The organism is Candidatus Aminicenantes bacterium (genome assembly GCA_026393795.1).
Lineage (GTDB): Bacteria > Acidobacteriota > Aminicenantia > UBA2199 > UBA2199 > UBA2199.
This window is the reverse complement of sequence record JAPKZL010000159.1, coordinates 1-13718: the sequence shown is the minus strand read 5'-3', so window position 1 is coordinate 13718 and position 13718 is coordinate 1. Positions and strand designations below refer to the sequence as shown.

The following is a 13718-nucleotide window of genomic DNA, read 5'->3' as shown; positions in this document are numbered from 1 at the left end:
CTTTTTCTCGTCTTTTTCGTTTCGCCGGCGCCCAGGACCTCAAGCTTGGCCTCTTTCATTTCAGGCTGAACGGACAGCAGCTTTCCGGCCTCTGCCAGCTCGATGACCTCGCCGTCCTTCTCCACCAAAAACTCTTCCTGCTGTGGCTGGGTTCCATCCCGCTCTACTCTGGCCAGGTGCTGTCCCTTGAACAGGCGGGCGTCGACACGTTCGCCCGCGCCGAAGAAAATGTCATCGACATAGATTGTCCCGGATGGCTGTACCTTCAGGGTGACCTTCAGCAGCTTGGCCCGCTTGACCAGTTCAAAATAGGAGATGAATTTGGGACTGTTGACATCCTTGCTCAGGACCAGTTTCGGATTGATTTTCAAAATCTCGTTGACGCTTTTTTCGACTTCCGGGATGCTCCCGATGATGAAGTACGTCTGGGCCAGCGCCAAATGGGCATCGAGGAGGTCCTGCTTGTTTTTGATCAGTGTGATCGCCTGGGAAAACTTGATCACTGCCTCCTGGTAATTGCCGTCCATGTACGCTTTTTTCCCATCCTTCAGGATTTTGTCGATGACGCTGGTCTCCTGGGCCATGACCGGCACGACCTGCGTGCAGACAAAACACAGGATCGTTAATAAAACCACCCTGTTTCTCATTTCTGTTTCTCCTTGCTGATAAAGCTACAATAGCATCACTGAATGCTTCGGAAGACCTCAGCATAGTGATGCTACGCCGAGGTCCTGCGAGGCGTCTAGCATCACTATGCTTGCATTTTGCGGGTAATTGTCCCAAATGTCAATGACCGGCAATGATTTTTTCACCTTGTGCCTTAAATAAAATCCTGTTTTACAGTACTGAAAAAGGGATAAATAAAATTGACAATTTTGATTTTTTAGCGCATATATTATTCATATATTTTATTGTGCTGCGGAGAGATTTTATGGAAAAAAGAAGGGATGACCGGGTGATAAAAAAGATCCCGATCCGTTTTACCTATGATGGACAATCCTTCCAATCGTTAACCGGAGATATTTCACGCCGTGGTGTATTCATCCAAACCGCGAACGCATTTCCCTCAAGAAGCGGCATCAATATTGAAATTCAATGCAAAAACAGCCATGTAAAAATGGCTGGATTTATTGTCTGGAGCAAAAAGACAACTCCTTCATCTTACTTGATTTATAAGGGCGGCATGGGCATCCAACTGCTCGATTATCAAAAACAGGAATACCAAAGGCTGCTGACCGAACCCGGCTGATTTTCCAACTGCCGTATCCCTAAGCAAGAAGCCCCATAGACCTCGCGGATCTGCTACCATTCCCCCTTCATCTGCGCCTTTGCCAGCAGGTCTTCGACCATTGTCGGCATCCGTTCCATGGTCTTCGCCGCCGGCATGACGACAAACAGATTGTAGCTACTGCCCCTTTCGAACAGTTTGAAGTACCAGTGCATGACCTTGTCCTTGGGATCATGGCAGACCACCTGCACGGCCGGCGCGAAGCCGACCCGAAAGTCGGCGGACCGTGAGCCGGGGTTCTGTTTCAGCAACCGCTGCGCGTACTCCGAAAGGATTCGCCCGGCCTGCTCGCCCTTGTGGTCGCTCAGGCCGCGGGCGCAGATCAGCGCCATGCCCTGATCCAGTGGCATGAGCGTATCATAGTCAACGTTCACCTCATCGAATAGATGTTTTGCGGCCACATTCCAGCCGTCAGGCAGAGGCAATCGATAGTTTCCGGACGGATGCGTATACCATCGCCGCACGACCTGCTTACCCTCGCGCACGGGTGGTATTGGTGGTTCATCTTCTTCCACTTCTGGCGGGACGTTGTCAATATCCGTGTCCTCGACGGGCAGCTCGGCTTTCGGCGGCGTAACCTGCCCGGAGATGCTTGGGGCCGGACCTTTCTGAAGTCCATACTCAAAGACAACCTCGTGATACACTTCCTGGTACCCTTCCCAGGTGACACGTACGGTAAGGATCGGATGATTGGGGTCGTCAGGAGGCGGGACAAGGAAAGAGTCCGTGAGAGGGCCGGGCGCAGCGTCGCTGACCACGATCCCGAACGGTTTTACGCCAAACTTGCCATTGAACATGTTGTAGAACAATCCGCCGATCGAGTCAGTGAGTTTCTCAGGGACCGTTGCTCGGTAACTTCTCTTCCACGTCAGTTCCACTGGCATTGTCCAGCCGAACGGCAGGCGCGGTGGAGGGGCCGTCCAAGAAAGGTCATACCTGAGCTCGGACTCTCTATGCAGCGGCCCGGTCGGGGTTCCTTTAGGAAGATCCATGATCGATTTCGAGATACACGATGCATTTCGGTCGGTCCCCTTGATGTCCAATGTATCTTTCACGTTCACCAGGCCATACCCTTCGTTGAATTGGCGCGATTTACTCTCCGCTTTTTTCTTTGTTTCCACAGTCGTCTTGGTAAGTACCCACGCGGGACCGCCAGCAGGCGGGGCAGTGCCCCCAGCGCCAACCGTCGTTCCGGCCGTAGAGTCCAGGTTGATAACGAACGGGGCGGTCATATTCTCATAAACAGCGGGGTCCTTCGGTCCGTCCGTATCAACGTAGCGCACAATCAACACATATTGACGGCGCCCTTTCAACTCGGTCGGCTTGCGACGGCTGAAATTGATGGCAAAACTCAGCGGCTGCACCGGCCGGGTGATCGCTCTGAGCAAAGCCATCGGGTCGCTTCCCGTGTTCTTCTGGAGTTCCTGGCGATACGCGTCGGCCAAGTCGATTGATATCATATTATACCGTTCACTACCGCGCGCGGCGGCAAATACCCGCGTCCCCTGCTTCACCTCAAGGCTGATTTCCGGTTCAAGGTCGTCCGGCCCCGGCCTCTGGATGACTACGCTCAACTTGCCGCGAACGACGGGATTGTTCCCTCCGTACGACTTGCCGTATGGGGTGTAGGTGTCAATAAGTTGGATGGTGAATTTGCATTCCAGCCGTTCGTTGGCGCCGGGCAACAGGACGGCCACCGGATCGGCGGGAGTATGCTGGATTTTCAGCAGCTTCGACCTAAACGGATGCGGTCGCATCACCCATTCAGAGATATTGATCCGCTGGCCTTTGTTTCGTTCCGGGTTGGCGTCGTCCGTCAGGCCGCCGTTCATATAGAACGTGATCACCTGATTCTCGGTGGGTATCCGCACACCCGACAGCTGTTCGTACTGAGATGCCATTTGCCGAGTCAGCGGGATGATCAGCCGCTTTCCCGTTCGCATTGCCTCGACAGACTTATCCCAGATGTTCTTCCAACGGTTCCACGCCTCACGCCACACCACGTGCTCGGTTTCCAGGTTGATCCGCACCCCATTCTTGACGAGCTTCATTTCTTCAGCATACGCCTTGCGGGCCTCGGTCTCAAAACCTTGGAGCTGTTGAATCCAGGTTGTCGTGACGCGGGCGAAATTGATAAAAATGTGCTCACGACGTTCCTGGTCGCTATGGCCTTCGCGGTAGGAGCTCCAGGTGACAAGGTCCACGATAGGTCTCAAGTCGTGCCGCCCCAGCACCAGGTGCTGGGCCTCCTCCCAGCAGGTATCGTCCGTCGTGCCCCGCAACGTGTGCGGCGGAGCGGGAAAGGTGACGTTATCCAGCGTGGCAGGGTTGGGCGTGGCCGGATCAAAGAGGATGTAGGCCATACCGCGCGGTCGAACGACCGCATCGTAGATCGCGTCCGGAGGCCAGGCCGGCGGCCCCAGGCTGATCAGCGGCGAGCGGCCGATCACGCTTACCTCCGGCGCATGGCGAAAGTACTCGACGTTGTAAAAGAACCAGTGCTGGAGCTGACGCTGGTTGGCGTCCTGCTGTTGCTGTCCGGCCGTCAGGGCGGCCAGCGCTTGCAGCTGCGCGAGCGTCAACGGGTTGTTGTAGGGTTGCACCGCGACTGCCGAAGCGGCGAAAAGGAAAAAATAAAAAGCGACAAGAACGCGCCGAGCGCTCATTTTCCGCCCGCATTGTTTTCGAGTTCCTCCAGGAAATCGACGGCGCGGCGCAAATTGGGAATAACGATCGAGCCGCCGACTATCAGGGCGATGGTGAAGGTTTCAAAAATCTCGTCCCGGCCGGCCCCGGCCTCCTTGGCCTGGATCACATGGTAGGCGATGCAATCGTCGCAGCGCAGCACCATGGAGGCTGCCAGGCCAAGCAATTCCTTGGTCGTGGCATCCAAGGCCCCGGATTGGTAGGCCTGGCCGTCCAGGGCGAAAAAGCGTTTGATCTGCAGATTCCCCTGCGCCAGTATCTTCTCATTCATTTTTTTCCGGTACGCGGTGAAATCCGTGTATTTGCCCATGCGCGTCCTCCTGGTTTTATTGGCGAAATGAATCCATGGTTCTACAGCCGCCGTCCTCGGCTGGGTATCTCCGCCTACCGGGCCTTCACCGCACTTTGTAAACCCAACCGTGCGTATCGGGGATTTCGCCATACTGCAGCCCGATCAGCGTATCGAAAAAAGTCTGCGCCCAGGTTGCTTTCCGGTCCTCTTTGACCGAATAGTCTTTGCCCTGGTACCCGATCTTGTTGACCGGGCTGATGACGGCAGCCGTGCCGGCACCGAAAATTTCGCTGATCTTTCCAGCGCCGATGCCGTCGACGACCTCCTTGATATCGATCTTCCGCTCCTCGGCCTGGATGCCCAGCTCGGGAGCCAATTCCAGGACCGATTTGCGGGTGATGCCATGCAGGATCGTCCCCCCTAGGGCGGGCGTGACCAATTTACCTTCCAGGACAAAGAAAATGTTCATGGCGCCGACTTCCTCGACATAGCGGTGCTCGCCGGCATCGAGCCAGAGCACCTGGCTGTAACCCTTCTGGATAGCTTCGCGTGTGGCCAGCAGGCTGCCGGCATAGTTGCCGCCCGTCTTGGCTTCGCCGGTCCCGCCGCTGCCGGCGCGGGAATAGGTGTCGCTGACCCACAGACTGACGGGCTTGAAACCCTCCTTGAAGTACGGCCCCACCGGCGAGAGGATGATAAAGAAGAGAAATTCGCTCGACGCTTTGACCCCCAACGCCGGTTCGGTGCCGATCACGGCCGGCCGGATATAGAGGCTAGCCCCCTTCTGAGTCGGGATCCAGCGTTTTTCAAGCTTCAGCAATTCGCACTCGGCTTCTAGGAAAACGTTCTCGTCGATCTCGGGCATGCACAAGCGCTGCAGGGAGCGGTTCATGCGCCGGGCATTATCCAAAGGCCTGAACATCAAGATTTCGCCTTTTTGCGATTGGTAGGCCTTTTGTCCTTCAAAAACCTCCTGGCTGTAATGAAAGACGTTGGCCGAAGGTTCCAGGATCAACGGCTGGTAGGGTTTGATGCAGGGATTTTTCCAGCCTTGCCCCTGGGAATATTCCATGGTGAACATGTAGTCGGTAAAATAACGCCCGAAGGGCAATGCCAACGGGTCATCGAAGAGGGGTTTCAGTTTTTCCTTGGCGATCAACTCCAAGTTAATTTTCATCGCATGGCCTCCTTGGGAAACGAGTGCATTCATTTTACTTTTTTGCCGCCTGCCTGTCAATCGCGCCTATGGGTCTTACTTTGCCCGCGTCAATCCCTTCGCCCAGGCGGTGAAATCGTGCACGTCGCCGTTGGAAAGAAGGATGACGACTCGCGGCAGCGAAAAATCGAGGCTGGAAAGGAAACGCTGGATGTCGGGATAATTCTCGAAGATCTGAACGCGTATTTCGCCGCAAGCTCCATGAGCGCGGTTCAAAAACGACGATGATCTCATGCTTGGGGTACAGGCTCGGCAACCCGGACAATACGCTGGCAATGGCGGTGGGATGATGGGCGAAATCCTCGACGAAAACGGTGTTTTGCCGGCGGCCGATGACCGACAGCCGGCGCTCCACTCCCCGGAACGTGGCCAGCGCTTTTTCGATCGTCGCCAGCGGCAGCCGCAGCTCCAGGGCCAGGATGATGCCAGCGGTCAGGTTCCAGACGTTGTAGGGGCCGGCCAGCTGCGTGTGGAATTCCCAGTGCCGGGAACGGCTCGTGAGGCGGAAATCATATCCGTCGCTCCTGGCCCGGACCCGGGTGATTTTGAAATCGGCCCGGCCGCGTCCGTAGGTGATGACCGGGGTGAAGGCGCGCGCGACCGCTTGCAGCGCCATCTCGTAATCGTTGTTGACGATGATCGTCCCCCGGTGCGGGACCTGGTTGACCAGGTCCTGGAAGCTTTTCAGGTAGCCGGCCGCGCTGGGGTAAAAATCGATATGATCGTGCTCCAGGGCGGTAAGGATCAGGCGGTCGGGACGGTATTTGAAAAATTTGGCGGTGCGGTCGAAAAAAGCCGTTTCATACTCATCGCCTTCGCTGACGAAAAAGGCGCCGCTGCCCAGCCGGTAGTTGCCGCTGAAATTCAAGGGTTTGCCGCCGATGAAAAAGCCCGGCCGCTTGCCGGCGACGGTCAGCAGATGGGCGATGAACGAGGCGGTGGTGGTTTTGCCGTGGCTGCCGGCGATTACCAGCGACTCCTTGCCTTTGATGAAGAACCGCTGCAGGGCCTCGGCCATGGAGTAGTACTCGATGCCGCGGTCAAGAATGAACTCGACTTCGGGATTGCCGCGGCCGACGACGTTGCCGATCACGCAAAAATCGACCCGGGCGGGGATGTTTTTGGCGGCGAACCCCTTGAACAGGGTGACCTGCAGGCTCTTCAGCAAGCCATCCACGGGGGGATAAAAACGGGCGTCCGAACCGAAAACCTCATAGCCTTTTTTTTTGAAAAGGCCGGCCAGGGCGCTCATGCCGCTGCCGGCGATGCCGCACAAGAAAACCTTTTTCATCCCCGTACTCCTTTTTCCCTGCATGCCAGCCCGGCTAAGGCGGCGGTGTCGATCTCCCCTTCGACGCCCAGCGGCAGGATGCCGGCGCTCTCGGCATGCCCCAGCGGCATGTCGAAGAGGACGGGGATATCCCAGGCGCTCAATTTTTCCTGCCAGCGCCGGTAGAAGATCTCCTTTTCATTTTCATCCTTGAAGCATCCGGGAAATTCTCCCAGCAGCAACCCCTTGATTTGGGCAAAAACGCCGGCCTGCTCGCACTGCCACAACATGCGGTCGATGCGGAAAGGACGCTCGTTGACATCCTCCAACAGCAGGATCCTTCCCCGCACCTCCACGGCATGGGGCGTCCCCAGCAGCGAGGCGAAATTGGCCAGGCAGCCGCCGCTGATCATCCCCCTGGCCCGGCCGCGGCAGAGGACTACCCCGGGGATCTCCAGCGGGTATGCGTCCCCCGCCAGCACGGTCAGGATCTGGTCGCGGTCGCAGTGTCCGGCGGCCAGGGCGCCAAATACCATGGGGCCGTAGAAGACCGTCATCCGCCTGCGATCAAGAAGGTACCAGAGCAGGTAGCTGGCATCGGAAGAGGCGATGACGATCTTCGGAGTCTGGATCACCAGCCGGTCCAGCAGCGGCAGCAGGTAATTGGAGCCGTAACCGCCGCGGCCGGCCCAGAGGACCTTGATCTGGGGGTCCGAGAAAAAACCCTGCAGGTCGGCAAGCCCCTGTTCGGGCGGCCGGGCGAAAAAATCGTGGCCGGATAAAGGAGCACTGACCTCGCGCGGCCGCAAGCCCATACCCTGCAAGGCTTGCAGCCCAAGGCCGTGAAAGGGTTCGCGGATCGGAGAAGAGGGCAGAAAAACTCCGACCTGATCGCCGGGCTTCAGGGGCTCAGGCTTGCGTAACATCTTTTTTAAACCTCAAAAAAACGGTCGTCCCTTCATGGGGCCGCGACTCGATTTGCAGGCTGCCGCGATGCAGTTCGAGAAAGCGGCGGGCGATGACCAGCCCAAGGCCGGTACCCAAGTCCTTGGAGGAATAGTTTTCGCCGTTGATCAGGGCCAGTTCCTCCGCGCTGATGCCCGCGCCGTCATCGCTGACGGCGATCAGGATATCCGCCCCCTGTTCCTCCACGCACAGGGAAACCTGCCCCGGATTGTTGCCGATGGCCTCGAGGGAATTGCTGATGATGTTCGAAATCACCTGCTTGATTTTTAGGCGGTCGGCCTTCACCGCGATCGCCTTGGCCGGTTCGGGCCCGGCAAAACGGATTTCGGGGTAGACCGACCGCAGCCGGGATATCTCCTCGGCGATCAGCTCGTCGAGCATGAACGGCTCGGCTTGCAGTTCGTCAAGCTTGGACAGATTCAGAAACCCGTAGGCCACCCGCTGCAGGTGCTCGCTTTCCTCGATGATGTAGCGAACGGCGCTGGTAATCACCGGTTTGGGATCATTGTCCGCATCCTGCAGCGAACGCAGGATCTGCTCCGCCGAAAGCTTGATCGGGGTCAGCGGGTTCTTGACTTCGTGCGCTACCCGGCGGCCGAGTTCGACCAGGGTTTTCATCCGGGCGATCTCCGAGACGTTTTTTTTCTGCTCCTTGATGCCCTCGACCATGGCGTTGAAGCCCTGCACCAGTTCCCGCAATTCGATCTCCGCGGGCACGTCCTCCAGAGGCTGCAGGCGGCCCTGCTGCACGTCGGCCATGCCCCGGTTCAGGAGATGGATCGGCGCCATGATCTTGTTGCGGAAGAAAAATGCGGCCGCCATGCCGCAGACGATCAGAATGAAAAAAACGGTGATCAGGAAGTCGACATAGGTGCGGCGGGACTCGGCCAGATTGGCGCGATTGTAGGCGAATTCAATGTCAAAAATGTAAGCGCCGCCGGCGCTGAAAAACAGAGCCAGCGAATTCTCCATTTTCTGCAGGTAAAACTGCTGGTTGCCCCGCTGCAGGACAGCGCGGATCCCCGAATTCAGATAGATGGGCAATTGCGACTGGATGATCTTGCGGTGGTTGGAGGTGTATAGCAAGACCCCGTTTTCGTAGACGCTGATGTCGTTTTCCAATATTTTTTCCAGAAGGAACAAATGATTCTGGGTGATTTCATTGTCTTCGGCCAAAAGGTTGTTGATGATGTTCAGGGCCGAGCGTCCCCTTTCGTAGATCGCCCGGTTGAGCTGGGTTTCCAGCGCCAGCGAATTGAAATTCAGCGAGAAAATGGAAAAAACGACCGCCGTGATCATGGTCAGCAGCACCAGGATGGCGAAAACCTTCAGCGAGAACGATTGAAAGAGAAAACGCCATTGGAATTCCCTCAGGCGACGAAAGTAGAAAGCCATTGCCAGCAGGATCAGGACGATCAGAATTTTTATCCATTCCGAGAATGTTTTGAAAAAAGCATTTTGCGGATAAAAAACAATGATTGTTTCGTCATTGCTTCTGAAGACGTAGCCGCGATACTCGACCCCCATGGTGCGGAAGGAGATCCAGCGGTCGGCGGTCGCAAGCAACGCGTCCAGGTTTTCCAAATTGATGTTGGCCGGATTCTCCCGGATCGCGCCCGAGCCGTCCACCTTGATATAGCCCATGCCGGTGGCGCTGATTTTCCGGTCCAGGTTGAAGACCGATTTCTGCCCGAGGCTGCGCAACACCGATTCGGCCGAATTGAGGACTTGCACCATGATGTAACCGAGGTAGCGCCCCTTTTGGAAAACGTTGATCGTGGCTACCGCCAGGCTCACTTTCTTCCCGAACAGATCGGCGTCAACGGCCTCGACGTGCCAGAAGGGGAAAATATCCTTTTTGTGAACGTCGATGTAGGGGATCTGGTAGGAAAACGAATGGAGCAGCCGGTTGTCTTCGGCCACCACGTAGATGCCCGACGCGATGGCCTCGCGGGCCGCCAGCGTATTTTGCCAGATGCCGGTCAACTCGTCGCGAATGTCCTCCCTGAACAGCGAGTAAAATTGTTCCTTCTGGGAATTGATCTCGTAAACGATCTCCCGGGCGACCAGCTTGGCGAACTGATTCTGGCTGGCAAAAATGTTCTTCAGGTTGCTGCTGATGAATTCCTGTTTTTCCAGCCGTGAATAGACGGACAACCAATGGCTGATCGACAGGGCCAGCAACGCCAGCAGCAAGACGTGCGTCCAGAAACGCCGCCGCCAAAAGAGAAAAACAATATAGATTAGTGCCAGCAGGGAATAGCTGAACAGGAGGGAAGGGAAAAATGGGATGGCCAGGGTCACCAGAACGAGTTGCAGCAGGGCCACCGGCCAGCCGGCCCGCCAGGTGGCCGGCTTTTGCAGCCTGACCGCGGCGAGCAGAGGAAAGACATGAAGCCCGATCAGGAAGGCCAGCAACCCCAGATAGCCCGGGTGCAAGGCGAATTCGGAAAACGGGAATTCCAGGCCGGGCAAAACTGCGGCCATGGAATAGAAGGCCGCGCCGCATAGCAGGTTGAAAAGAACGAACGCCGCCCAGTTGACGGCCGGCAGTCTCCGACCGCCAAAGCGCAAAAAGACCGCCAGCAAAAAAAGCAACACCACCAGCAGCTGCCAAACGGATTGCAGGGCCGGCGCCAAACGGAGGATGTATATATCGGGCGGGCAGAACCAGGCGAGGAAAAACCAGGCCGACCAAGCCATGCCGGCCATGGCCGGCAGCTGCAGCCAGGGTCGCTTGCCAAACGCCACCGACAGGACCAAAAACAGGAAAAAGGCAAATCCGAAAAAAAACAGGCTGTCGCGCTTTTTAAAATAGCGTGAAAAGTCCGCCTCCGAAAAAATGAGGTTGACGACGAGCTGGCTGCGACCGGCCTTGAGAATATGGCTGTAGTAATAACTCTTCTGTGCCTGGTCGAAAGACAAGCCGGTACCGCCGCGGCTTAACGGTTCGGGCGAGTACTTGAGGTCGAACAGCAAGCACGGGTACTTCCACGCCTGCCGTACCAGATTCGACTTGCTGTCCATGAGATAACGCAGGTAGCAGATCGGACCGTCCAGGCGGCGGAAAAAATAGATGTCCTGGTTCTTCCTGACCAGGCGCCAATCGCCTTCGGCCAAAGCAAGTGATTTGAAAAAATAGATCTCCCCGTAGTAAAAATCGATCACGCCGTTCTTTTCACTGACCAGGGCTTCCTTTTTATCCAACTCCGCGGCCGTCAAGCGTCCGGCCTTGAATCGTTTCAGCAGCCGCTCCGAGCGGAGCATGAGCCGGTCGATCTCAACGGCCAGCAGCGCCTCGATCCTGGCGCTGTTTTCATTCAGCCGCAGGGCGACGGTCTCCGTGTTCCAGGCGCGGGGAAGAACGATCTTGCAATACAGTGCCCCAGCGGCAAGCAGGCCAGCCAGGCAGGCGCAGGCTACATTTTTAAGCCGCGGAGATAGTACAGCTTCCATTCTTTTTCTTTCTTTTCATCCGCATTGGCGCGCATGAAAAGGATCAACTTGTAATAAATCCGCAGCCCGGAGAGGCGCTGAATCATAAGCAGGTTCAACGACTGCACGGCGATATTCTCCTCGACCTGCAGCGACGACCACTCCAGTTTTTCGATCGCCAATCCCGCCAAACGGTTGGCAAAGGTCTTGATGAATTGTTCTTTGCTTAAGAAACCGCTGAGGGCAAAGGGACCTTCCAGGTCCAGGGAAAGGCGTTCCTGGCATATCGGTTCCAATGCCGAATAGTGCCCCTGCAGCAGTGCTTCCTGTATCGGCTGCATGACCAGGTAACTCTGGCTGACCTGGTCGGTCTGGCCGACAGCGAACAGCAGCAGAAGGATTTGCAGCATGCTAGAAAACGATCAGGCTATGCAGCGGGTATTTCAGCAGCTTTTCCCGGCCGTGCAAGAACTCCAGTTCGATCAGAAACTGGATGGCGACCACTTCCCCGCCCAACTTTTCCACGAGTTTGGCCGTCGCCAAAGCGGTTCCACCCGTCGCCAGCAGGTCGTCGACGATCAGGACCCGGTCGCCCTTTTTGATGCTGTCCTGGTGGATTTCCAGCGCGTTGCTGCCGTATTCGAGAGTGTACTCTTCGCGGATCGCCGGCGCCGGCAGCTTGCCGGGCTTGCGGGCCGGGACGAAACCGCAGCCGAGCTTGTAGGCCAACACGCCGCCGAGGATGAAGCCGCGGGCCTCGATGCCCACGACCTTGTCGAGGCCTGAGTCCAGGTAGCGCTTGACGATCTGGTTCATGGCCTGGCGGAAAGCCTTGCCCTCCTGCAGCAAGGTGGTGATATCCTTGAACATGATGCCTGGTTTGGGAAAATCGGGCACGTCGCGTATCCATTTTTCAAAATCCATTTAACCTCCATATCAAAATGATAATAGTACATCACGATGAATTTTTAAATACGGTTCCATTTTAATCCTCCGATTCCTGATAATCCAACCATAATCTTCTTGAAGTGAAAAATTATTTATGCTAGCTTCAGGGAATGTCGCATCCGTCAAGCGATAAGCTCAACGATCCGCCCGATCGATTAAAAACCGACTATTACCAAACTCATGACCGGAATCAAGAAAATATTTCAAGCAAAGGGGCACCTGATGAAAAAAATTAAAGCACTGATTGTTGTTTCCTTATTAATTGTTCTTCCCATCATAACTTTAAGAACTTGTGAACGGTCAAGATTGATGAGAGGCCTCGATGCGCAATCCAAGCAATTGGACGCATTGCTTGACAAGGAGCAGCACAACGGCCCTGGCGAATTGGGAAAGGCCCTTAATACCTATCTGATCGAAACATCATTTGTCCTTAACCATCAGGGTTTGCTGTTCGGGAATTATTTTTCCAGCCGCGACAGGCAAATCATATTCGACAATGCCTGCAGGCGTCTGGCACGGGTAAAAACAATGCTGCTGACCAATCCCAGTTTTTTTCATATTCAATTGCCGGATTTGGATAATGTGGTTAATCTCTTTTATGAAAAACTCGGCACGGCCAGTTATAACAACAAAGACCAGGTGATTAAGGATATCCTGAAGCGCTGGGCCGACAGCGGTGAAATGGCAAGCTTATATATGACCAAGGATGAGCTGAGGCAACATGAAATTATAGCGGTCGAAGCGCAAAAAATAGCGGAAGATAAAAAATGGGAACAGATTCTGGCGAAAAATAAAGAAAGAAATGCGAACAAGCCTGAAATTCCCGGAATGGAAGATGTGCAAAAACTGAAACAGAGAGAAGTCATCCGCGTAACAACTCTTTCGATTCCTTTTGACAAGCTCGATGAATACCTGGGGCAAAAAATGACTTTCAGTTTGAAGAATGGCCGTCTGATCAGCGGGAAATCCGCCGGCTCCGACGGCAATCTGATACTCATCGACTTTTCCACAGAGGGCAGTCCTCTGGTCATGAAAATTCCCAGCGAACAAATCGCCAAAATCGAAATGATTACGAAGGAGAAAATACTGGAAATGTACGATCCGGGGGCTGAACATGAAGCGCAGTTAAAACCTGGATTTCAGGAGCTCGATTATTCGCCTTATCCAACAAGCAAAGAATATATAGGCATTGTCACCACCGACAATAAAATGTTTTTTGTTTCCGCAACCAGCGGAACTTTGACCTGCCATTCCAGAGAGAATCGTGAGGGCTACAGGCCCATGGCTACCCGCATCGCGGAGAACTGGCCAAACGATGTGCTGATTTACAGCCAGTTCCAAGTGCATACCGGGAACAACACGCACATGGATTCAGAAACTTCAAATTTCTCTCAATCAGGATTTTACAAGTCTCTCGATGATGCCGCTTCCGCTGGCAATGCATTGATGCTTTTCAGTAAAAAGCTGAATGATAAATTGCATTTGGTGTTCGAGCTTCGCCTGATCAAAGAAGTTCCCGGGGCCGCAGCACCGATCATCATCTTCCATAAAGATCTGGTTTTGAATGAAAAAACCATCCGGCTGATGATTTATGCAC

Annotated in this window: 11 protein-coding genes; 2 read left to right on the top strand and 9 right to left on the bottom strand. The window is 55.2% G+C overall.

Going from position 1 to position 13718, the window contains the following annotated elements; all coding sequences use genetic code 11:
• Positions 1–647: hypothetical protein (locus NTW95_07525; GenBank protein MCX6557259.1), on the bottom strand; the 647-nt coding region annotated here is incomplete at its 3' end.
• Positions 648–931: 284 nt separating this feature from the next.
• On the opposite strand from NTW95_07525, the gene NTW95_07520 reads away from it, so the two are divergent.
• A complete protein-coding gene (locus NTW95_07520; protein ID MCX6557258.1) occupies positions 932–1249 on the top strand; it encodes a PilZ domain-containing protein in 318 nt (105 codons plus the stop codon).
• Positions 1250–1302: 53 nt separating this feature from the next.
• Here the strand turns inward: NTW95_07520 and NTW95_07515 are convergent, their stop codons facing one another.
• From NTW95_07515 to NTW95_07480, 8 genes are all read right to left on the bottom strand, one after another.
• Positions 1303–3954 carry a hypothetical protein gene (locus NTW95_07515; protein ID MCX6557257.1) on the bottom strand — a complete coding sequence of 884 codons (2652 nt, stop codon included), beginning with the start codon at positions 3952–3954 and terminating at the stop codon, positions 1303–1305.
• A complete protein-coding gene (locus NTW95_07510; GenBank protein MCX6557256.1) occupies positions 3951–4304 on the bottom strand; it encodes a carboxymuconolactone decarboxylase family protein in 354 nt (117 codons plus the stop codon). Before NTW95_07510 ends, NTW95_07515 begins: the two co-directional genes overlap by 4 nt.
• A gap of 85 nt (positions 4305–4389) precedes the next feature.
• The gene (locus NTW95_07505) at positions 4390–5463 is read right to left on the bottom strand and encodes a branched-chain amino acid aminotransferase (protein MCX6557255.1); all 1074 of its coding nucleotides are present in this window, start codon (positions 5461–5463) and stop codon (positions 4390–4392) included.
• A 34-nt stretch (positions 5464–5497) separates the two neighbouring features.
• Positions 5498–6793, bottom strand: a complete 1296-nt coding sequence (locus NTW95_07500; GenBank protein MCX6557254.1) for a Mur ligase family protein — start codon at positions 6791–6793, stop codon at positions 5498–5500.
• Positions 6790–7698 (bottom strand): LD-carboxypeptidase, encoded by a 909-nt coding sequence (locus NTW95_07495; protein MCX6557253.1) that lies wholly within the window; start codon positions 7696–7698, stop codon positions 6790–6792. Before NTW95_07495 ends, NTW95_07500 begins: the two co-directional genes overlap by 4 nt.
• Positions 7682–11194, bottom strand: coding sequence for an ATP-binding protein (locus NTW95_07490; protein ID MCX6557252.1), 3513 nt, complete (start codon positions 11192–11194; stop codon positions 7682–7684). Before NTW95_07490 ends, NTW95_07495 begins: the two co-directional genes overlap by 17 nt.
• On the bottom strand, positions 11158–11583 hold the full coding sequence (locus NTW95_07485; GenBank protein MCX6557251.1) for a hypothetical protein: 426 nt from the start codon (positions 11581–11583) through the stop codon (positions 11158–11160). The genes NTW95_07490 and NTW95_07485 overlap by 37 nt, the downstream gene beginning before the upstream one ends.
• Before the next feature lies 1 nt (position 11584).
• On the bottom strand, positions 11585–12097 hold the full coding sequence (locus tag NTW95_07480; protein MCX6557250.1) for an adenine phosphoribosyltransferase: 513 nt from the start codon (positions 12095–12097) through the stop codon (positions 11585–11587).
• Positions 12098–12343: 246 nt separating this feature from the next.
• Here NTW95_07480 and NTW95_07475 point away from each other — a divergent pair.
• A partial coding sequence (locus NTW95_07475) for a hypothetical protein (GenBank protein ID MCX6557249.1) occupies positions 12344–13718 on the top strand: 1375 nt, incomplete at its 3' end.